The 22,058-nt window shown below is 68.4% G+C and carries 14 protein-coding genes and 1 tRNA gene; 3 read left to right on the top strand and 12 right to left on the bottom strand.

Annotated features, from left to right (window positions below; genetic code table 11):
- The first annotated feature begins 4 nt into the window (after positions 1–4).
- Complete coding sequence (locus tag Q4F19_RS19050; RefSeq protein ID WP_303546041.1) at positions 5–2,809, top strand: M16 family metallopeptidase; 2,805 nt, start codon at positions 5–7, stop codon at positions 2,807–2,809.
- 35 nt (positions 2,810–2,844) lie between these two features.
- Here Q4F19_RS19050 and Q4F19_RS19045 read toward each other — a convergent pair whose 3' ends face one another.
- Together Q4F19_RS19045 and Q4F19_RS19040 are read right to left on the bottom strand one after the other, a co-directional pair.
- Positions 2,845–3,108 (bottom strand): hypothetical protein, encoded by a 264-nt coding sequence (locus Q4F19_RS19045; protein ID WP_303546039.1) that lies wholly within the window; start codon positions 3,106–3,108, stop codon positions 2,845–2,847.
- A gap of 112 nt (positions 3,109–3,220) precedes the next feature.
- Complete coding sequence (locus Q4F19_RS19040) at positions 3,221–6,589, bottom strand: glycosyltransferase (RefSeq protein WP_303546037.1); 3,369 nt, start codon at positions 6,587–6,589, stop codon at positions 3,221–3,223.
- Positions 6,590–6,847: 258 nt separating this feature from the next.
- On the opposite strand from Q4F19_RS19040, the gene Q4F19_RS19035 reads away from it, so the two are divergent.
- Entirely contained in the window at positions 6,848–7,129 is a 282-nt protein-coding gene (locus Q4F19_RS19035; RefSeq protein WP_303546035.1) for a hypothetical protein, read from the top strand.
- Positions 7,130–7,204: 75 nt separating this feature from the next.
- On the opposite strand, the gene Q4F19_RS19030 is transcribed toward Q4F19_RS19035, so the two are convergent.
- The 8 genes from Q4F19_RS19030 to miaB form a co-directional block, all read right to left on the bottom strand.
- Positions 7,205–7,648, bottom strand: a complete 444-nt coding sequence (locus Q4F19_RS19030) for a hypothetical protein (protein WP_303546033.1) — start codon at positions 7,646–7,648, stop codon at positions 7,205–7,207.
- Positions 7,649–8,039: 391 nt separating this feature from the next.
- Positions 8,040–8,639, bottom strand: coding sequence for an NAD(P)H:quinone oxidoreductase (gene wrbA / locus Q4F19_RS19025; RefSeq protein ID WP_303546031.1), 600 nt, complete (start codon positions 8,637–8,639; stop codon positions 8,040–8,042).
- 104 nt (positions 8,640–8,743) lie between these two features.
- Positions 8,744–8,820 (bottom strand) — tRNA-Pro (locus tag Q4F19_RS19020).
- A gap of 59 nt (positions 8,821–8,879) precedes the next feature.
- Positions 8,880–10,364: a diguanylate cyclase domain-containing protein gene (locus Q4F19_RS19015; RefSeq protein ID WP_303546029.1), complete on the bottom strand. Its 1,485-nt coding sequence runs from the start codon at positions 10,362–10,364 to the stop codon at positions 8,880–8,882.
- A 70-nt stretch (positions 10,365–10,434) separates the two neighbouring features.
- On the bottom strand, positions 10,435–14,076 hold the full coding sequence (locus Q4F19_RS19010; protein WP_303546027.1) for an error-prone DNA polymerase: 3,642 nt from the start codon (positions 14,074–14,076) through the stop codon (positions 10,435–10,437).
- A gap of 4 nt (positions 14,077–14,080) precedes the next feature.
- Positions 14,081–15,556 (bottom strand): Y-family DNA polymerase, encoded by a 1,476-nt coding sequence (locus Q4F19_RS19005; RefSeq protein WP_303546024.1) that lies wholly within the window; start codon positions 15,554–15,556, stop codon positions 14,081–14,083.
- A 148-nt stretch (positions 15,557–15,704) separates the two neighbouring features.
- Positions 15,705–16,460: an ImuA family protein gene (locus Q4F19_RS19000; RefSeq protein ID WP_303546023.1), complete on the bottom strand. Its 756-nt coding sequence runs from the start codon at positions 16,458–16,460 to the stop codon at positions 15,705–15,707.
- Between the two features lie 220 nt (positions 16,461–16,680).
- Positions 16,681–18,015 carry a tRNA (N6-isopentenyl adenosine(37)-C2)-methylthiotransferase MiaB gene (gene miaB, locus Q4F19_RS18995; RefSeq protein ID WP_303546021.1) on the bottom strand — a complete coding sequence of 445 codons (1,335 nt, stop codon included), beginning with the start codon at positions 18,013–18,015 and terminating at the stop codon, positions 16,681–16,683.
- Positions 18,016–18,691: 676 nt separating this feature from the next.
- Between miaB and Q4F19_RS18990 the strand changes: the two genes are divergently transcribed.
- The gene (locus Q4F19_RS18990; protein WP_303546019.1) at positions 18,692–20,332 is read left to right on the top strand and encodes a ribonuclease J; all 1,641 of its coding nucleotides are present in this window, start codon (positions 18,692–18,694) and stop codon (positions 20,330–20,332) included.
- 79 nt (positions 20,333–20,411) lie between these two features.
- Here Q4F19_RS18990 and Q4F19_RS18985 read toward each other — a convergent pair whose 3' ends face one another.
- The gene (locus Q4F19_RS18985; RefSeq protein WP_303546015.1) at positions 20,412–20,720 is read right to left on the bottom strand and encodes a hypothetical protein; all 309 of its coding nucleotides are present in this window, start codon (positions 20,718–20,720) and stop codon (positions 20,412–20,414) included.
- Positions 20,721–20,776: 56 nt separating this feature from the next.
- Positions 20,777–21,964, bottom strand: a complete 1,188-nt coding sequence (locus Q4F19_RS18980) for a hypothetical protein (protein WP_303546013.1) — start codon at positions 21,962–21,964, stop codon at positions 20,777–20,779.
- Positions 21,965–22,058 lie beyond the last annotated feature (94 nt).

Raw genomic sequence — 22,058 nt, 5'->3', positions numbered from 1 at the left:
CCCCATGCGCTTCTTTCTCCTGCCCGCCGTCCTCCTCGCCGCCACGGCGATGAGCCCCGTCACCGCCGCCCCGGTCGCGGTGCCGCCGCTCGCCTTCACCGCGCGCACGCTTCCCAACGGGCTGCGCGTCTATGCGATGCCCGACAAGACGGGGACGACCGTCTCGGTGCAGATCTGGTACGATGTCGGATCCAAGGACGATCCGCGCGGCCGCTCCGGCTTCGCGCATCTCTTCGAGCATCTGATGTTCAAGGCGACGCGCAATATGCCGTCGGAGATGCTCGATCGGCTGACCGAGGATGTCGGCGGCGCCAACAATGCCTCCACCGACGACGATTATACCGAATATCACGAGACCGCGCCCGCCAACCATCTGGAGCGGCTGATCTGGGCCGAGGGCGAGCGGCTCGGCGGGCTCGTCATCGACCAGCCGACCTTCGCTGCCGAGCGCCTCGTCGTCGAGGAGGAGCTGCGCAGCGGGCTCGCGCGGCCTTATGGCCAGCTGTTCGGCCACGATCTGCCGACCGCCAATTATCGCGTCCATCCTTATGCGCGGCCCGGCATCGGCAGCATCGCCGATCTCGATTCGGCGAGCGTCGAGGATGTCCGCGCCTTCCACGCGACTTATTATCGGCCCGACAATGCCGTGCTCGTCGTCTCGGGCAATTTCGATCCGGCCAAGCTGAACCAGTGGGTCGATCGCTATCTCGGCGTCATCAAGCGGCCCGATCGGCCGATCCCGCGCGTCGCCGTCGCCGAACCCGCCCGCACCGCGCCCGCGCGCTTCACGGTGACCGCGGCGAACACGCCCCTGCCGGCGGTCACCTTGTCCTGGCTGCTTCCGCCGAGCAGCGATGCCGATCATGCCGCGGCGAACATGATCGACGGGCTGCTCTCGGGCGGCGAAAGCTCGCGTCTGTACCAATCGCTCGTCTATCGCGATCGCGTCGCGAGCGAGGCCGATGTCGAGACCGATTTCAAGAAGGGGCCGGGGCTCTTCACCGCTTATGCGATCGTCGCCGGCGGCAAGAATGCGGATATGGTCGAGGCAGGGCTGCGGCGCGAGATCGCCCTGCTGCGCGATCGGCCGGTGAGCGCCGCGGAGCTCGATCGGGTCAAGAACCTCGTCGTCACCTCGGCGCTGCGCGAGCGCGAGACCGCCGAGGGGCGCGCCTCGCTCGTTGCCGAAGGCGTGATCATCGAGGGCGATCCGAATGCGGCCGATCGCCGGCTCGCCGCGATCCAGGCCGTGACCGCGGCCGACGTCCAGCGCGTCGCGCGGCGCCTGCTGCCCGACGATCGCGCGGTCGCGATCCGTTACGGCGCTCCGGCCAAAGGGGCGACGGACCGCGATCCGATCGCGCTTGCGTCCGGTGTCGTGACCGCGCCGCTCGCGACGCCCGCAAACGTGCCGATCGTCACCGCGCTCGGCGCCACCGAGCGCGCAGCACCCCCTGCGCCGGGTGCTGCAGTGTCGCCCGCGGTCCCCGTCGCGAGCGAGCAGAAGCTGGCCAACGGCCTGCGCATCGTCGTGCTCGAGCGGCACGATCTGCCGATCGTCACCGCCTTGCTCGTCTCGCCGCACGGCTCGGCCGAGGATCCGGAGGCCAGGCTCGGCCGCGCCGAGCTCGTCGCCGATCTGATGACCAAGGGCACGCCGACGCGCAGTGCGACGCAATTCGCCGATGCGATCGAGTCGCTCGGCGCCTCGATCTCGGCCGATGCGTCGCGCGATGCCGCCACCGTATCGATGACCGCGCGCAGCGATCGGCTCCAGCCGGCGATGGCGATCCTCGCCGATGCCGCGCGCAACCCGGTCTTCGCCGCCGATGAGCTGGATCGCGCGCGCAGCGAGGCGCTTGACGATCTCACGGTCGCGATGAAGCGCCCGGCGACGCTCGCCAGCCTCGTCGCGACGCGCGCCGCCTTCGGCGCGGCGCCTTACGGCAAGCCCGAGGCGGGAACGCCGAAGACGCTCGCCGCGCTCACCCGCGCCGACATGACCGCGGGCTATCGCGCGATCTGGTCGCCAGCCTCCGCCACGCTCGTGCTCGCAGGCGACGTGACGCCCGCTGCCGGGCGTGCGCTCGCGCAGAGCCTGTTCGGCGACTGGACCGCGCCGACCATGCCCGCCGCATCGCTCGCGTCGGCGGCTCTGCCCAAGCCGCGCGCGATTCTTCTCGACATGCCGGGCGTGCCGCAGGCGGCGGTGACTTTGGTCCGGCCGACGCTGACGCGCACCGATCGCGCTTATTATCCGTTGCTCGTCGCCAATGCGGTGCTGGGCGGGGGCTATTCGTCGCGGCTCAATCTCGAGGTCCGCATCCGGCGCGGGCTCGCTTATGGCGCGGGCAGCCGGCTCGCCGCCGGACGCATGCCGGGTCCGTTCGCGGCGAGCACCCAGACCAAGAATGCGTCGGTGCCCGAGGTGATCGGTCTGATGCGCGACGAGATGACTCGGCTCGGCCGCGAGGAGGTGCCGCAGGCCGAGCTCGCCGCGCGCAAGGCGACGCTCATCGGCGGTTTCGGCGAGGGGATCGAGACGACCGACGGGCTCGCGGGCGCGGCGGCCGGGCTGATCGCGGAAGATGTCCCGCTTGCCGAAATGGGTCTCTATGCCGGCCGGATCGAGGCGGTGACGCCCGCCGCGCTCAGGGCTGCGGCGGCTGCCCATCTGGATCCCGCCGCCGCGAGCCTCGCCGTGGTCGGCGACGCGAAGACATTCGCCGCGGGGCTCGCGGCGAAAGGCATCCTCATGGAAAGGATCGCCGCCGATACGGTCGATCCGGGGTCGGTCGGTCTGAAATGATCGTCACCCCGGCTTTCGCCGGGTGACGGCGCGCCTCAGGCGACGAACTTCGCGATCTGCGTGCCCGCCGCCAGGATGGCGAGCCACAAGGCGCTGGCGCTCGCCGCCATGAAGGCCACCGCGCGGCGCTGCGACCAGCGATCGACCTGCGGCTCGAGCAGCTGCGCGTTGCGCTCGTCGAGCATCTGCTGGAGCAGGCGCGCGGGCGACTGGACGGACATCGCGCCATCGCGCGCGGCGGCCACGGGCGCGTTGCCCTGCTGCTCGGTCCATTCCGTCTTGTATTTGCGCTGCGCCATTACTCGACCCTCCTTGTGGTCGAGACCATATGGCGCGCGGAGCCTTACCGGCGGGTAAAAACTGGCGGTTACCGGCGATTTAACCATGATCGCGCGGCGGATTTCCGTCGCCTCAACTCGATGAGGTCACCCGGCCCGATCGTTCGAGCTTGCCCCAGCCGACCCACGGGCCCCGGATCGCCGCCGCCACCGCGCGCACCACCACCGAATACATGATCTGGCGATAGACGAAGCGCTGGGCGAGCAGCAGGAACAGCGGGAAGCGCTTCTCGCGCCCTTCCAGCCGATAGGCGATCCAGCCGCAGATCGCGTCGATCGCGGTGAAGCCGATCCAGTAGACGCCCATGCGCAGCACGTCCGATTGCGTCTGCGCCCAGCCATGTTGCTGCACGCGCAGGAAGGTGGACACGATCGAGATACCGAGCGCGAGATCGATCAGCGGCGAGATCAAGGCGAAGCCGATCTGGAACAGCCACGCCTGGGGGATGCCGACGAGCGCGAGGCCGGCCGGCTTGCGCTCGACCAGGATGCGGCGATGCTTCCACAGACATTGCAGCGTGCCGAACGCCCAGCGGAAACGCTGCTTGGCGAGCGCGCCGAAGCTTTCGGGTGCCTCGGTCCAGGCGACCGCATCGATATCGTAGCGGACGTGCCAGCCGTGGCGCTGGATGGCGATCGTCAGATCCTGATCCTCGGCGAGCGTGTCGTGCGGATATCCGCCGACGCTGTCGAGCGCGGACCTGCGCCACGCGCCGACCGCGCCCGGCACCACCGTGATCGCGTCGAATCGGGACAGCGCGCGCCGCTCCAGATTTTGCGCGGTCACATATTCCACCGCCTGCCAGCGCGTGACGATGTTGATCCGGTTGCCGACCTTGGCATTGCCCGCGACCGCGCCGAGCGCCGGATCCGCGAACCAGCGCGACAGCCGCGCCATCGTCAGCGGCTCGAACTGCGTGTCCGCGTCCAGCGCGACGATGATCTCGCCGGTCGCCAGCTCCAGGCCGCGATTGAGCGCGCGCGCCTTGCCGCCATTGGCCAGCGTCAGCAGCCGCACCCGCGGATCGCCGGCGAAAGCCGCCTCCACGATCGCGCTCGTGCCGTCGGTCGATCCGTCGTCGATGACGATCACCTCCAGCCCGATCTGCTCGCTCTCCAGCACGCGCCGCACCGATGCCTCGATCACGCGCGCCTCGTTGAAGGCGGGGATCAGCACGGAGACGAAGCGCTCGGGATCGATCTCGGGCGGCACCGGCCGATTGGCCTTCGCATTGGAGCGCACCGCGAGGAAGGCGAGCAGGATCGCGCGAAACGTGCCGACGAAGATCGCGACGAAGAACAGGAATTTGAGCGTCGCGTTGAGCCCGGCCAGCACGAGGAAGATCGCGACATCGAAGCGCACCGCGATCAGGTCGCTGCCCGAAATCGTCGGATTGACCTGCGCGCGCGTGAGCCCGGCGAGCTGCGAGACGGGGACGAGCGTGTAGCCGCGCGCGCGCAGCCCATCGATGATCGCGGGCAGCGCCGCCACGGTCTGCGCGCGGTCGCCGCCCGAATCGTGGAGCAGCACGACGTTGGCGGATTTGTTGGGATCGCCGTTCTTGGCCTCGTCCTCGCCGCTCTCGACCGCCTCGATCGTATTGTCGATGATCGCCTGCACGCCGGGGCGGGTCCAGTCCTCGCTGTCGGCGTGGAGGCCGACGATCGCATAGCCCTGCTTCTGCGCGAGCAGGGCGGGCCCCAGTTCGTCGACCGTGGTCGGCTCGGCGTCGCCGAAATAGGGCGCGCGGAACAGCCGCATCGATCGCCCGGTATAGGCCTCCAGCAGCCGCTGCGTCGTGTTGAGTTCGATCCGCGTGCCGCGCTGGCTGACGAGCGCGAGATTGGGATGCGTGTAGGTGTGGTTGCCGATCTCGGAGCCGCCGGCGAGGATCCGGTCGAGCAGGAAGGGGTGGGCGAGCGCATTCTCGCCGACGACGAAGAAGGTCGCGGGCACCTTCTTGGCCTCGAGGATGTCCAGGATCTGCGGCGTCCACACCGCATCCGGCCCGTCGTCGAAGGTCAGCGCGATCTGCTTGGATTTGTAGCCGGTCCGAGCGACGACATAAGGTGTGGGGTAGGCGCTGTAATGTTCGTCGCGGATCAGGCCCTTGTCGTCGGCTGTGGCCGTTCGGAAGCCGGGCGTCGGCACGGCGGCGATGCGCAGCACCTCGCCATTGCCCTGCACGTCGGTATTGCCGATCGAAACGACCTGGCCGAAGCCCGGCGGACGATTGCCGCGGCGCAGCGCCGCGAACGCGTCCCATATGCCCGGGTCCTCGCCGCCAAGCCGCCACAACGCCACGCCGAACGCGCCCGCCATCTTGGTGGCGAGCATCTGGTTCCAGCCGCTCGCCGCGTCCAGCATCCACACGTGGCGCAGCGTGCCGTCATCGTCGTGATAATCGAAGGTCGCGTTGCCGCTCGCGGCATCGAAGTGCGTCACGACATTGTTGTCGTGCGCGATCAGCCAGGCGCGCTCGTCGGTCATCGTATCGGCGTTGGTGCCGCCGTCGGGCCAGTCATAAGCATAACTGCCGATCGCGACGATCGCCTTGTCGGGGCCGATCGCCGCGATGTTGCGTCGGATCCGCTCGACGAACCAGGGCTGCGCGGCGACCGGCCCGGCCGGGCCGCCGGGTACGTGCTGGTCATAGGCCATCAGGAAGAGCTTGTCAGCGACCTTGGCGTAAGCCTTCAGGTTCCAGCTGTCGTCGTCCACCGGCACGGCGGCGGTCACGAGCAGCGCCCCGAAACGCTTGTTCGCCTCGTCGAGCAAGGTCCGATAATCGGCCTGCGCGCGTTCGGGCAGTTCCTCGATGTCGAAGCACACCCCGCCCGCATTTTCGGCGCGCATCATCGCCGCCACCCGATCCAGGAAGCGCGCGCGCTGCGCCGGATCGTGGAGCAGGGCGGCCATGCCCGCGCCGTCCCATTGCTCGTCGGACACGTTCTGCACGAGCGGCAGGATGATCGGCCGGTGCTGGCTGGTCTGGAGGACCGCGCGCAGGCGGAGATCGGGCTTGTAGGCGAAATCGTGGTTGGGGCCGGTCACGTTGGCCAGCACCGGTACGAGCCAGTCCATCTCGCCGATATGCGCCGACAGGCTCGCGCGGCTCGCATCGTCCCACGGCACGTAGAAGCCGACGACGGTCTGCCGCCCGCGCGGCACCGTACCCGGCTTCGGCGCGCCGGGCAGCCAGTTCTGGACACCGCGCACGCGCTTGTCGACGCTGCGCCGGATACGCGCGACCTGCGCGTTGAGCGAGCGCGGCTGCTGGCGCTCGATGCCCAGCTTCAGCGGATCGGGCGAGGGAACGTTGAGGATCGTGACCGCGAAGCCGATCGCGGCGAGCGCGACGATGACGATGAATGCCCAGAGCAGGCGCAGCGCCCAGCGCCTGCGCTTGCCGCTGGGATCATAGAAGACCGGCGCTTCCATTCGACATGCTCTCCGCCCGCGCCTCCTGCCTGCGAGCAGGAGGACGCGTCGGGCGTCTATGGGGAACCGCGGAGGCGGGCAAGCGGGCCGTCAAAATGGTGCGGCAGAACGCGCGCCGGCCATTTCGCCCACAGCCTCGATACGGCTAAAAAGCGCGAAACTTCTCGGTCGGCCCACCCCGCCGTTAGAGTTTAATTAAGCACGACGGCCGATCCTGGTGCTGGGAAGGGCGCTGGGATCGTTGCGGAAAGTTGACCTATGTCAGAGTATCCTTCGTCGGATTGCCTCGTCGTCAAAATGAATCAGGTCGGCCGTAACCTGTCCGACGACATTATCGGATCGGTCGGGACCGCCCGGACCCTCGCGGAATTCCTCGCCGCGAACGGGGCGGACATGGCCGAGGAGGATTTCGATTTCCTGTTCGGGATCGGCGCGATCTTCGCGCGCGAAGGCCAGAAGGAAGTCCTGGCCGATCTCTATGCGACGATCCTTATCGAGACGGCGCGTCGCGGGGGTGGGGAGCGCCCGAGCCCTCAGTAATAGTGGCGGCTCCACGAAAGCGGGCGGCCTCCGCCGAACGCGAAATCGGCCGCAGCGGTTGGCGCCTCGCCGATCCTAACGGCGGCCGCCCATCGACGCCTGCCGTTCTGCACGATCGACAGGCTCATAGGCGCGAAGCCAGTTTTCGGATGCCTGCGCCGAGACGAACAGCTTCATCACGTCATTGTCGACGAGGCGGCGCATCTGCATCTTCGCGAGCGTCGAGCCGACGATCATCGCGATCCGGTCGCCCGGTTCGTAAATGTCCTGCGTCGCGGTTCGGATGACCGCGGCGACCTCGGGGGGCTGGACAGCGGCCCCGCTCATATCGACGAGCACGCGGACGGCCTTGCCTTGCTCCCGCAGCGCGCTCAGCATCGCTTTGAGTTCGCCGAAATGCTCTTCGATCATCGCGACCGACCAGAGACCGGATCCCTTGATCCGGACGATGCCCGCCGCACCGTCGTTTCGATATTCGATATGGCCCTGCATCCGCGCTTCCAGTCCTTGCGCCTTCATTCGGGCCGAGATGTGCTTAGGTGATTATCGATCGGTTACCGTTCGTACCGAAGCGGGCCTAATTCGACCTTTGGCTATTGGCGCCGGGCCGAGACGGAGCGTGGCGCAGCGGCATCGCGGCGGATGCCCGATCGGGATCAACCGGGGCGCTCGATCGCGCTTTGCAATGTAGGATTTGTTGTAAGACTTGGTCTGTCCGCCCACGATTCGGAGCCGGACGCCATGAACGCCATCCCGTCGATCACCGCCGCCACTGCCGGTCTGCGCCGCGGATTTGCACGCGCTTACGTCTGGTCTGGACGGGCCGGCGCGGGGTCCGTCACCCCCCGGAAGACCCGGTACGGGGGGTGACGTAGTGTCAACTTTGTCAACTTCCGCGCGCGGGGGCGGCTCAGCCGAACAGCTTGGTTGCGACCTCGGCGACCTTCTGGCCCTGGTGGCGCGCGCCTTCCAGATCCAGCGCGCTCGGCTGGCGCGATCCGTCGCCGCCCGCGATCGTCGTCGCGCCGTACGGCGATCCGCCGACGATCTCGTCCAGCGTCATCTGGCCCTGATGGCTGTAGGGCAGGCCGACGATCGTCAGGCCGAAATGCATCAGGTTGGTGATGATCGAAAAGAGCGTCACTTCCTGCCCGCCATGCTGGGTCGCGGTCGAGGTGAAGGCGGCGCCGACCTTGCCGTTGAGCGCGCCGCGCGCCCACAGCCCGCCGGCCTGGTCGAGGAACGCCGCCATCTGGCTCGGCATCCGCCCGAAGCGGGTCGGCGCGCCGATGACGATCGCATCATAATGTTCGAGATCGGCGACGGTGGCGATCGGCGCGGACTGCTCCAGCTTGAAGTGCGCGCCCTTTGCGGCGTCTTCCGGCACGGTCTCGGGAACGCGCTTGATATCGACCGTCGCACCCGCCGAGCGCGCGCCGTCGGCGATCGCCCCGGCCATCGTTTCGATGTGACCGTAAGAGGAATAATAGAGGACCAGAACCTTCGCCATCGCCGCGCTCCTTAGTGGACGTGAAAGCTAATGCCAGCCGCGCGCTTACTAAGACAGCCGGATAAGATCGGCCGGAAGGTTCGAAAAAATCGAAAAGACGATGATGGTCGGGGAGACAGGATTCGAACCTGCGACCCTCTGGTCCCAAACCAGATGCGCTACCAGGCTGCGCCACTCCCCGACTGTGCTGGCCCCTTATGGGCTGGGGCGGCATCGCGCAAGCATCGTGCGCGTCGGCGATCAGCCGGTCGTGCCCGTCCGGGGAGGCTGGCTGCGGCGGGGCGGGTGGATCAGCTCGTCTTGGCCCGCGATCATCGCCGCGCCGCGCTGGCGCTCCTTGGCCGCGTACAGCGCCTCGTCGGCGTGCTGGAGCAGCTCGCCGCGCGTCGTGACGCCTTCGCTCAGCCACGCCGCGCCGATCGTCGCCGAGACGCGGATCGCCAGGCCGCCGCGGCTGACCGTATGACGCAGATCGGCGAGCATCCGGCGCAGCAGGGCGGGGAGATCGGCGAGGACGCGCGGGCAGGTCACGACCATGACGAATTCGTCGCCGCCCAGCCGAGCGGCGAAGCTGGTCTCGAGATAGGGCGCACGCAGGCGCTTGGCCATCAGCCGGAGCAGATCGTCGCCCGCGGCATGGCCGCAGCGATCATTGACCTCCTTGAAGTGATCGAGATCGATCAACAGCAGGGCGAGCGGCGATCCGGTGCCCTGCGCTTCGGCGATGCGGGCATCGATGAAGGCGGTGAAACGGCTGCGGCTGGCGATCCGCGTGAGCTCGTCCGTCTCGGCGATGTCGCGCAGCGCTCGCTCCATGAGATGACGCTCGGTGATGTCTTGAAACACGCCGACGAGGGCGACGGGTGTCCCTTCCTTCAGCTCCAGTTCGCCCATGACACGCACGCGGCGCTGCTCGTCCCGCGCGGTGACGAAGTCGGTCTCGACGTCGAACGAGTCGTGGCTGGCGATCGTGTCGGCGATCGCCGCGTCCAGCTTGGCCCGGGATTCGGGCGGGTAGAAATTCATCGCGTCCGTGAGCGAAGGGTGTTCGGACGAGGACAGGCCGTGAATCGCATAGGTCTGGTCGGACCAGATGACCGAATCGTCGATCAGGCTCAGCCGCCAGCTGCCGATATTGGCGATGCGTTCGGCCTGGCGGAACACGCGATCCGAACGATCGAGCCGCTCGAGCGTCGCCTGATATTCGATCGTGAGGCGGGTCGCGCCGATCGCGGTGGTGCGCGCGTCGATGAGGGCTTCGGTGATCCTGGCGAGGGCGCGCAGCGTGCGCTGCTCGGCCTTGCCCAGCCGGCGCGGCTCCGGGCCGAGGATGCAGAGCGTTCCGATCGGCAGGCGCTGATCGTCGGTCGGGTGCTTGGCGCTGATCGGCATGCCGGCATAGAAGCGGATATTGGGTCCGCCGGTGACGAGCGGATTGTCGGCGAAACGATCGTCGCAGGTCGCATCGGGCACCAGGAAAATATCGTCCTGGGCGATGGCGTGCGCGCAGAAGGCATGTTCGCGCGGCGTCTCTCGCGCGTCGAGGCCATCCCGCGCCTTGAACCACTGGCGATGGTCGTCGATCAGCGAGATCAGCGCGGTGTCCGCGCCGAGCAGCTGACGCGCCAGGGTCACGATCTCGTCGAATTCGCGCTCGGGCGGCGTGTCGAGAATTTCGAGACTGGCAAGCGTCGCGAGGCGCTCGATTTCGACGCTGGTACCCATGCCTCGCCATAGCCGATTTTGGTTAATGTTTCATCACGACACGGAAATATCGGCAATTTAGACCGCGTTTTCAATGGAAGTCGCGCGACGGGGGCAGCACGCGCACGTCGCGCGGATGGCCCCCGCGAGGGCCTTTGGTACGCGGATGCTGGGGGTGAGCGAATTCGTCGGCGCGGCTCAAAGGCTGGCGGGTCTGGTGATCGGCGGACAGGCGCGAGAGCTCAGCGGTGCGATCGACGACCTGGACGGTCATCAGATGGACGACGCCTTCCTCGCTCTTCTGGACGATGCCGCGCACTTCCATAAGCCGGGAGGCCATCACCGCCGCGCGATATTTCTCGAAATCGGCCGCCCACAGCAGCACGTTGGTCACGCCGGTCTCGTCCTCCAGCGTCACGAAGATCGCCTTGCCCTCGCCCGGGCGCTGGCGGACGAGGACGACCCCCGCCATCCGCGCCGGGCGGCCGTCGGGCAGCGCGGAAAGCTCGGCCGCGCTCAGGATGCCCTCGCCCCGGAACAGCGCGCGCAGGAAGCTCATCGGATGCGCCTTCAGCGACATCCGTGTCATCTGATAATCCGCGGCGACCTCTTCGGACAGCGGCATGGCGGGTAGCGCGGCATCGGCCTCGGCCGCCAGCTCGCGCGCATCGGCGGCGGCGAACAGCGGCAGCGCATCCTGCGGCGTGCGGCGCACCTCCCACAAGGCATCGCGCCGGCCGAGATCGAGTGCGCGGAACGCATCCGCATCGGCGAGCAGGCGCAGCGCACGGGGCGGGACGAGGCGGGCGAGGCGCTCCAGTTCCTCCCCATGCCGTGCATGGGGAGGGGGACCGCCGAAGGCGGTGGAGGGGAAATAGCGAGCGGTGGACGTTTCCCCTCCACCATGTTTCGCATGGTCCCCCTCCCCATCTGCGATGGGGAGGATGAGCGAGGCCTCGATCGCCTTGCCCCAGGCCTCCTTGAACCCCTCGATCTGGCGAAAGCCCAGCCGCACCGCGGGGCCGTTCGGCCCGACTTCCAGCCGATTGTCCCACCCGCTCGCGGTCACGTCGATCGGGCGTACCTCCACATCATGCTCGCGCGCATCGCGGACGATCTGGGCGGGCGCGTAGAAGCCCATCGGCTGCGAATTGAGCAGAGCCGCACAGAAGGCGGCCGGGTGGCGGCGCTTGAGAAAGGCCGAGGCGTAAACGAGGATCGCGAAGCTCTGCGCGTGACTTTCGGGGAAGCCGTAGCTGCCGAAACCCTGGATCTGGCCGAAGCAGCGCCGCGCGAATTCCTCGGAATAGCCGCGCCGCGTCATGCCGCCGACCATCTTCTCCTCGAACAGCGGCATCGTGCCGACATTGCGGAACGTCGCCATCGCGCGGCGCAGCTGGTTCGCCTCGGAGGGCGAGAATTCGGCGGCGACGATCGCGAGCTTCATCGCCTGTTCCTGGAACAGCGGCACGCCCAGCGTCTTGCCGAGCAGGGACCTGAGCTCGTCGCGCGGATGGGGCGGGGCGGGCGAGGGAAAATCGACCCGCTCGAGCCCCTGACGCCGGCGCAGATAGGGGTGGACCATATTGCCCTGGATCGGCCCGGGACGCACGATCGCGACCTGGACGACGAGATCGTAGAGTTCGCGCGGACGCAGCCGGGGCAGCATGTTCATCTGCGCGCGGCTCTCGACCTGGAAGATGCCGATGCTGTCGCCCTTGCAGAGCATGTCGTAAACGTCGCTCTGGTCCTCGGGCACCGATTTCAGGTCGTAATCCGTGCCATCATGATCGCGGATCAGATCAAAGGCCTTGCGGATGCAGGTCAGCATGCCGAGCGCGAGGATATCGACCTTCATCAGCTTCAGCGCATCGATATCGTCCTTGTCCCATTCGATGAAGGTGCGGTCCGCCATCGCCGCGTGATGGACGGGCACGATCTCGTCGAGCCGGCCCTGCGACAGGACGTAGCCGCCGACATGCTGGGAGAGGTGGCGCGGGAAGGGCGCATCCAGCAGCAGCCCGACGAAATGGTTGAGCCGCGCGATCTCCGGATTGTCGAGATCGAAGCCGGTCTCGTGGAAGCGGCTATCCTCCATCTTGGTCGAGTAGCTGCCCCACACGGTGCTCACGAGGCGCGAGGTCACGTCGTCGGTCAGCCCCAGCGCCTTGCCGACCTCGCGCACCGCCGATCGCGAGCGATAATGGATGACGGTCGCGACGATGCCGGCGCGCTCGCGGCCGTAGCGGCGGTAGATATATTGCATCACCTCCTCGCGCCGTTCGTGCTCGAAATCGACGTCGATATCGGGCGGCTCGTTGCGGTCGGGCGACATGAAGCGCGAGAAGAGCAACTGGTGCTTGGCGGGATCGACCGAGGTCACGTCGAGCAGGAAGCAGACCATCGAATTGGCGGCGGAGCCGCGCCCCTGGCACAGGATCGGCGGATCCTGCTCGCGCGCGAACCTGACGATGTCGTGGACGGTCAGGAAGTAATAGGCATAGCCCATCTTGCGGATCAGCCGGAACTCGTCGGCCAGCATCCTGAGCACCCCGATGGGCACGCCCTGCGGCCAGTGCCTGCGCGCGGCGGCGACGACGAGATGCTGGAGCCACTTCTGCGGCTCCCAGCCTTCGGGCACCGGCTCGTGCGGATATTCATATTTGAGGTCGCCGAGATCGAAGCCGACGCGATCGAGCAGGCGCGTCGTCTGGTCGATCGCCTGCGGACAGTCGCGGTAGAGATCGGCCATGTCGGCCGCGGATTTGAGGTGACGCTCGGCATTGGCTTCGAGCCGGCGACCTGCCTCGGTGATCGTGGTGCCGAGGCGGATGCAGGTGAGGATGTCCTGCAGCGGCCGATTCTCGCGCGTCGCGTAGAGCGCATCGGTGGTGGCGAGCGGGGGCACCTGCGCCGCGCGCGCGATCCCGAGCAGGCGCGCGCGGCGGCGCGTGTCGGTGCCCGAGCCGGTGGCGGGCAAAGCGAGCCAGACGCGGCCGGGGCAGGCGGCGCGGAGCGTTTTCAGCGTGCGAGACAGCGCTTTTCGGCTTGCTGGACCCGTCTCCTGGCGCAGGGGGAAAGGGATGACGTTGCTGGGCGTTTCATCGTCACTCTCGTGAAAGCGGGAAACGGAATTCGGATTCACGCGGAGGCGCGGAGGCGCGGAACGGACGAAGCAAGCTTCGTCCCTTTCCTCTGCTTCTCTCCGCGTCTCCGCGTCTCCGCGTGAATCATTGTCTTCCGGCAGGATCGTCGGCACTTTGCGCGCCACGCCTTCGCCCTCGCGCCGGCTGCTCTCGGGCAGCACGATCAGCAGCAGCCCCTCCGAATAAGCGAGCAGATCCTCGATTGTGAGCAGGCAATCGCCCTTGTCCGAGCGGAGATTGCCGGTCGAGAGCAGGCGGGTAAGCCGCCCCCAGCCGCGCCGATGCTCGGGGTAAGCGACGATGTCCGGCGTGCCGTCGGCAAAGACGAGCCGCGCGCCGGTGGCGAGCCTGAAGGGCTGGAGCGACAGGCCCGCTTTCTTCGCGTCGTCCCGCGCGTCCTTCAGCGCTTTCCAGGCGCGGACGACGCCGGCGACCGTGTTGCGGTCGGCGAGGCCGAGGCCGGGATAGCCGAGATCGAGGGCAGTCCCCACGAGATCGCCGCCAGGGCTAGCGCCGTGGAGGAAGGAGAAGTGGCTGGCCGAGACGAGTTCGACGAAAGGCGGGGGAGCGGGATGTGTCTCGGCCATCGCATCACGCGAACAGCCCGTGGACATACCAGGCGGGCATCTCCGTCTCGCCGCCGGCCAGACCGTGGCGGAACAGCCAGAAGCGGTGCCCGGCCTTGTCCTCGACGCGATAATAATCGCGCGTCCGCCCGCTCGCGCAGAGCGGCAGCGGCAGCGGATGGTCGTCCGCGTCGCGGCGCAGCCACGTCTCCGCGCCGATCCGCCGCCGCCACCATTCGGCGGCGATCCGTTCGGGGCCCTCCCAGCGCGCGACCTCGTGCGCGCGCCGCTGCCAGACGAAGCGGCGCGGCGGGCCTTCGGGCAAGCCATAGGTCACCTCGATCGGTTGCGGCGGATCGAGCAGGCGCAACGGCCGAAGCGGCGGGTCGTCGGGGAAAGGGGCGGGCCAGTGCGGTTCGGTCGCAGCCGGGACGATCGCCACCGCGCATTCGGGAATGTGGCTGTCGAGCGGCGCGACGCGCGCGATCCGGTCGGCACCCAGCCGCGCGACGAGCCGATCGACGAGTTCGGCGAGCGGGGCTGCCGCCCGATCTTCGCCGCCCAGCCCATCCTGTGCGGGGGCGAGCGGCTCGGTCACGGGCACGTCGAGGCGGATGCAATCGAAACCGAAGCCCGGATCGATCGGGTCGGCAAGCGCCTCCAGCCGCTCGCGGAACAGGCGCATGACGATTCCCGGATCGCGCACCGGCCGCCCCGTCTCCACGACCAGCCCGGGGACCGCGCCGTCGCTGCGGAAGAAGCGCGCGACGAAGCGGCGCCCGCCCTCGTGCCGCTCCAGCAGGGTCGCGCCGGCCTCGGCCAGCAGGTCCGCCAGGCAGGCGAGCCCGTCCTCGACGCGGCCGATCGGCTCGGCGAAGCGGCGCAAGCCGAAGACGGGATCGATCAGCCGCTCGGGCGTGATCCGGCGATCCTCCTCGCCCAGCAGCCGGCCGAGCCGCAGCGCGAGATCGCCGAAGCGCGCGGCCAGCATCCGCCGCGGGCGGCAGGCGAGATCCATGATCCGCTTGAGCCCCGCGCGACGCAGCGCAAGCGTGATTTCGGGCGAGGCCTCCAGCGCCTCGACCGGGAGCGCGAGCAGGTCCGCTTCCGGACCAGCGCCGAACCGGGCGCGGGCGCGCGCCGCCTCGGGCGTGTCGCCGAGGCCGAGGCGCAGCGTGAGGCCTTGCCGGCGCAAGCGACGCGCGAGATCGGCGACGAGCCCGTCCTCGCTGCCATAGGCATGCGTGCAGCCGGCAATGTCGAGGACGATGCCGTCGGACGGCGCGGGCGCCACCACCGGGCTGTAGGCGCGGCACGCCTCGACCGCGCGCGCTAGCAGGCGCGCCTCGGCGGTATGGTCGCGTTCGATCGCGACGAGGCCGGGCAGGCGCGCGCGGGCATCGGCGAGCGTGAGGCCCGTGGTGAGCCCGGCCGCCAAGGCTTCGCGGCTCAGCGCGGTCAGGCGGACGGCATTGGCCTGTTTCTCGGTGAAGACCGTCAATTCCTTCCCCGCAGGGGGAGGGAGACTGCCGCCGCAGCCGGTGGTGGAGGGGTGTTGCGGTTGAGAGGGCGCGTTGCCGTGCGGGCCGGGATACCCCTCCACCATCCTACGGATGGTATCCCTCCCCGTGCCGGGGAGGAATGGGACGTTACGCGACCGCCACGCGTCGCTCGCCATCATCGGCAGCCACAGTGCTAGATAGCGGCGCGGGCCGGAAGCTGGCGGCGTCACGATCCCATTCCAGCCGCCAGCCGGGCGAAGGCACGCCGCCGCGCCGTTTGACGAGATCCACCGCGAAGGCCGGCGCACCGGGCGCGTCCGCTTCCAGCGGCGTCGAGGGTGCGGCGGCGACTCGCCAGCGCGTCGCCGCCGCCGAGGGCATCTCCTCGCCCAGCCCGCGCAGCAGCAGCACCGTGACGCCCGATCGCTCGGCGAACAGCATCAGCCGCCGCGTCGCGGTGAGATCCAAATGGCGCGGGCGCGGCCCCGGCGCGATCACTGCCGTGCCGGCTGCGGGCGAACGCACCACGTCGGCCGCGGCCTTCAGCAAGCTCTTCTCGTCGCGCACCGTCACGAACAGCAAGCGCGCCGGATCCGCCCCCAGCTCCACCACGCCCGGGCCGTGCAGCAGGCCATCGCCGCGTTTCGCCTCCGCCAGCCAAACGATATGACCGGTCCGCCCGCCGGCACGCAGCGCCAGCATCAGGGCGAAGCCGGCCATGCTCGCCAGATCCTCGTCCGAGGCTGCATGCACTTCGTGGAGCTGGCCGCGCTGGAGCCCGCCACCCAGCATCGCATCCAGCGGCGGAGAACCCAGAGCGAAGCGGACACAAGGCTCCGCCGTCAGCGGCGAGGCGGACAATTGCAGGCCCGGAGCGGGCGGAAGGGAAGGCGACTCGCGCATGCATGTTCCCTTTATGTTCTAGCTCGGAGCGTGCGGAGTCAAGGCGAGGACTCATCCTCCCTCTCGCAGCTGGGGAGGGGGCCATGCCTGTCCTGAGCGACGCCGCAGGCGGCGTCGAAGGGCGCAGCATGGTGGAGGGGTCTGGACTTGAGGGCAGGATTTTTCCCTTCCACCGTCGTGCGGACGGTCCCCTCCCCACGTTCCGTGGGGAAGATATGCGTTATGCCGCCGCCAGTATCTTCGCGCTGCCCTGCAGGCTGTTCGGCCCGGCCTGTATGATCTCCACCTCGACCAGATCGCCGATCGCGCCGCCGTCGAGCAGCACCGATTGCAGCCAGGGCGATTTGCCCAGCTTCTGGCCGGGGAGCTTGCCGTCGCGCTCGATCAGCACGGCGCAGCTCTTGCCCAGCGTCGCGCGGTTGAACGCATATTGCTGCTCGGCGATCAGCGCCTGCAGTCGCTGGAGCCGCTCGTCCATCAAAGCCGCCGGCACCTGCTCGGCCATCGAAGCGGCCGGCGTGCCCGGGCGCGGCGAATATTTGAACGAGAAGGCGAAGGCGTGCCCGATCGCGCGGACCAGCGACAGGGTCTCTTCGAAATCCGCGTCGCTCTCGCCGGGGAAGCCGACGATGAAATCGCCCGACACGCCGATATCGGGCCGCGCCGCGCGGACGCGATCGATCAGGCGCAGATAGCTTGCCGCATTATGGCTGCGGTTCATCGCCTTCAGGATGCGGTCGCTGCCCGATTGCACGGGCAGGTGCAGGAACGGCATCAGTTTCTCGATGTCGCGATGCGCGGCGATCAGCCCGTCGGCCATGTCGTTGGGATGGCTCGTCATGTAGCGGATCCGCGCGAGCGCGGGCATCTTCGCCAGCTCCTCGATCACGTCGTGCAGACCCCGCCCGTCATGCGCCCAGGCGTTGACGTTCTGGCCGAGCAGGGTGATCTCGCGCGCGCCGGCATCCACCAGCGCCTTCGCCTCGTCGATGATCTGGCCCCAGGGCCGCGAAATCTCGGCGCCGCGCGTATAGGGCACGACGCAATAGGTGCAGAATTTGTCGCAGCCTTCCTGCACGGTCAGGAACGCGCTCGGTCCCTGTCGGCGCCGCTTGGGCAAGGCATCGAATTTGGAGACTGCGGGCATGTCGGTATCGAGCGCCTCGCCACCGGTCGCCGCGCGCGCGATCAGTTCGGGCAGGCGGTGATAGGCCTGCGGGCCGACGACCACGTCCACCGCAGGCGCGCGGCGCGAGATTTCGGCGCCCTCGGCCTGCGCGACGCAGCCGGCGACCGCGATCATCGGCTTGTCGCGCCCGGCCTCCCTGCCGCGCTTGGCGAGCCGGCCGATGTCCGAATAGACCTTCTCGGCCGCGCGCTCGCGGATATGGCAGGTGTTGAGCAGGACGAGATCCGCATCGTCCGCCTCGGCCGCGACCATGCCCTGCGATTCCAGCAATTCGCCCATGCGCGCGCCGTCATAGGCGTTCATCTGGCAGCCGAACGATTTGACGTGGAAGCTCTTGGGGAGCGGACGGGCGGGCTTGGCGATCATCGCGCGCCTGTAGCTTGTGCAGCCTGTCAGCGAAAGCGGGGGAGGTCAGTAGCCCGGCGCGGCCGCAGCCGGGCTACTCCTCGTGTCTAAGCGGCATCCTCTCCTAGCGGCGGCGTCCTCATGGAATGCCGATTCTCGCTTCCTCTTGGCGCCGCGGCTCCCGAGGTGAGATGCGCCTAGCGGGGCATAGTTTGCCGCGCAAGTAGAGATTTTCGGGATTCGTGAAAATCTTCTGATTTCACGTGTTCGCTTCTGTGGCGGGGCAAGTCATGCTGCGCCTGCGAACAGCGAATTCCCGCTTCGCAGATTGCTTAACCTAAACGTCAAGCAGAACTATTGGTCACACAACCGGGCAAGGAGATTCTACGGAGTGCTAGTCCGGCGCAACAACGAGCCACGATGGTAAACCAGCTTAGAATTAATTGGTTCCCGAAATGGCAAGATTCGGCAAATTTTGGCGGTCCGGGCGCGACGCCATCTCGATCCGGAGCGCAGCGCCGTTCTTTCATGGCGCGATCTCCAAAAGGGCAGTGCGCTGACGCATAGGGAAGGAAAACAAGTGTTGCGCGGGGTTGCGACGGAGGGCGAAGCCTCTACATGGACACGGGACACAAGCGGCGATCGCCGCACCCCTTAGGCGCGTCTGGCATGCGCCCGCACGATCCATCGGAATCCCATGACGAAACCCGGCAACGAACTGCTCTTCCTCGCGCTTGGCGGCTCGGGGGAGATCGGGATGAACGTCAATCTTTACGGCACCCAGGGCAAATGGGTGATGGTCGATCTCGGCCTGACCTTCGCCGATCCGGGCTATCCGGGCATCGATCTGATCCTGCCCGATCTCGATTTCATCGAACGCAATCGCAAGGATCTGATCGGCATCGTGCTGACGCACGGGCATGAGGATCATATCGGTGCGATCCCCTATCTCGCCGCCGATCTGGGCGTTCCGCTCTATGCGACGCCGTTCACCGCGGGCCTCATCCGCGGCAAGCTGGAGGAAGAGGGCATCACCAAGCAGGTGAAGCTCAATGTCGTGCCCCGCGATTCCGCCTTCGATCTCGGACCGTTCCGCTTCACTTACGTCCCGCTTGCCCATTCGATCCCCGAGGGCAATGCGCTGCTGATCGAGACGCCCTACGGCAACATCTTCCACACCGGCGACTGGAAGCTGGACGAGGAGCCCTTGCTCGGCACCCCCGCCACCGCCGAGGAGCTGACCGCGATCGGCGACGAGGGCGTGCTCGCTCTCGTCTGCGATAGCACCAACGTGTTCAACGATGCCGCCAGCGGCTCGGAGGCCGCGGTGCGCGAGGGGCTCGATGCGGTCGTCCGTGAGGCGACGGGCCGCGTGCTCGTCACCACCTTCGCCTCGAATGCAGCGCGGCTGCAGACGCTCGGCCAGGTCGCGATCGATACGGACCGCCAGCTGTGCGTCGCGGGCCGCTCGCTCGATCGGATCCTCAAGGTCGCCAAGAGCGTCGGCTACCTGCAGGATTTCCCGCCGATCATCGATTTCGACACCGCGATGCGACTGCCCCCGCGCGACGTGATGATCGTCGCCACCGGCGGCCAGGGCGAGGCGCGCGCCGCGCTCGCTCGGATCGCCTTCGACAGTCACCAGCTGAAGCTCTCGAAGGGCGATACGGTGATCTTCTCGTCGAAGCAGATCCCCGGCAACGAGATGCAGATCGCCCGTATCCAGAACATGCTCGCCAGCAAGGGCATCGAGATGGTCACCGATCGCCAGGCGCATGTCCACGTCTCGGGCCATCCCGGCCGCCCCGAGCTGGAGCTCATGTATCGCTGGATCCGTCCCGAGATCGTGCTCCCTGTCCATGGCGAGATGCGCCACATGGCCGAGCAGGCGCGCTTCGCCGACAGCCTCGGCGTGCCCAAGTCGATCGTGCAGATGAACGGCGACATGATCCGCCTCGCGCCCGATGGCCCGAAGAAGATCGGCACCGAGCGGTCGGGCCGCCTGATCCTCGACGGCGACGTGATCCTGCCCGCCGACGGCACGACGATGAACGAGCGCCGCAAGGTCTCGGTCAACGGCGTGATCGCGGTCGCCGCGGCGATCGATCAGTCGGGCCGGCTCAAGGGCAAGCCCGCCATCACCTTCCAGGGCGTGCCGATCGAGGAGGATCGCGTCGACTTCATCGCCGAGGCGAGCGAGGCCGCGGGCAAGGCGCTCTCGGCCGGCGGCAAGGACGAATCCAAGCTGCGCGAAGCCGTCCGCCTCGCGGTCCGCCGCAAGGCGACCGAGTGGACCGGCAAGAAGCCGATCGTGGACGTCTCGCTCATCCGCGTCTGACCTGACTCATCCTCCCCACCGCGGGTGGGGAGGGGGACCAGCCGCAGGCTGGTGGAGGGGCACTGCGGAAGCAGCGCCTTCAGAAACCCAGCCGGACGCCGACCCCCACGGACTGACCGTTTCTCCCGACCGGCCCGCCGCCTTTGACGCCGAGCTTGTCGCTGAGCTTGAGGTTCAAGCGCTGATCCGGCTCGGCGTCGGCGGTCCGATCCTGCAGCCGCTGGTTGGGCGTCGCCCGCCGGCGCTTGCAGACGACGATCTCGCCGGTTTCGGACGGCGGGCATTCAGTCGCCGCCTCGGTCGGCGCGGCCGGTGCCACGGTCTTCACCGGGAGCGCGGGTCCGTAGACGGTCGCCTGCAGGATCAGAAAGACGGTCGCACCGATCATCGGAGATGCCTTCGCGCGCCAGCAAAGGCCCGAATCGCGACGAAAATGTGACTGCGCTACCGCGCCAGCCGCAACGCGCGCACCAGGGTCCAGCCGAAGCTCGCGCCCGCATAGGCGGTGATCGCGCCCAGGCCCCAGCCCCAAAGTCCGGCTAGCCCGAACGGCAGCAGCGCCCAGCCCAGAGCGGCGGGCGTCGCCAGCCATTCCGGATCCTCACCATCGCCCAGCCACGCGACGATGCCCCGCGCAGCGAACAGAGCCGCCATCAGCCCCACCAGCAGCCCGGCCGTGAGCAGCCAGCCCCATTGGCCGTCGCCGCGCATCAGCCACCAGCCGAGCCCGAGCCCCGCGAGCCCGCGCCCGGCCAGCCGCGCCGTGGCCAGCCACGACGCGCCCGGCACGCGTCGCGCCTGGATCAGCGACAGCCTTTGCCCCATCCGCGCCAGCGGTCCGGCGAGCAGCAGGGGCACCAGCGCAAGCCAGCGGTAGCCGCCGGTCGCTGCCAGCCCGCCACCGATCGCGAGCACGGCGGACAGCAATGCGGGCAGCGACGGCTGGATGCTTCGCGCGAACAATTGCGGCAGCAGCGCCTCCGCGATCGGCGCCTCGAGGAAACGGTCGCTCCACCCGCGCGCCGCCTCGCGCGAGGCGGCGACGAGCCGCGCCTCGGCCGCATGCAGCGCCTCGCTCGATCCGGCGAGCACGGGCACGTCGCGCCCGACCTCGATCCGCGCCGCGGTCTCCTGAACGGCGCTGCGCAGCATCGTCGAAATCGGATCCCAGTCGCCCACCATCTGCGCGACCTCGGCGATGCGCCGCCCGTCGAGCAGGGCGATCCCCGCCCAGCGATGCTCCGCATCGATCCGCTCGAACGCGGCATGCTCTGGCAGGTCGAGGACGACCGCGATGCTCGGCACGCCCGCGATCGCGATCCGCTCGATCAGCGCGCGATCGGGCAGGCAGGCATCCGCCAGGATCAGTACGCGCGGTTCGGCGGCGAGCAGATCGGCAGCGGCGGCGATGCTGGTCGCGACCTTCACCGCGATCCCGTCCGCGCGGAGCCGCGCGAGCGGCGCGGCGAGCGCGGGTGCCATCTGCTCGACTAGCAGGATCGGGCGCTCGGCGCCGGCCGAGGCCAGGCGACGGATCTGATGTTCTACCAGCGTCACGCCGGCAAGCGGCAGCGCGGCGCGCGGGGCGCCTGCCTCGACATCGAAGGCTGCGACGAGCGCAGCCAGCGTCATGCGTGTACCCCCTTCATTCGCGATCGTGTGTAGGGGCGATCCGCGCGACACGCAAAGTCGCGGTAACGCTTCCCCGTGGCCACGAAGCTGATAG

This window comes from Sphingomonas natans (assembly GCF_030546695.1).
Taxonomy (GTDB): Bacteria; Pseudomonadota; Alphaproteobacteria; order Sphingomonadales; family Sphingomonadaceae; genus Sphingomonas_I; species Sphingomonas_I natans.
This window is presented reverse-complemented; position numbering and strand designations above follow the sequence as displayed.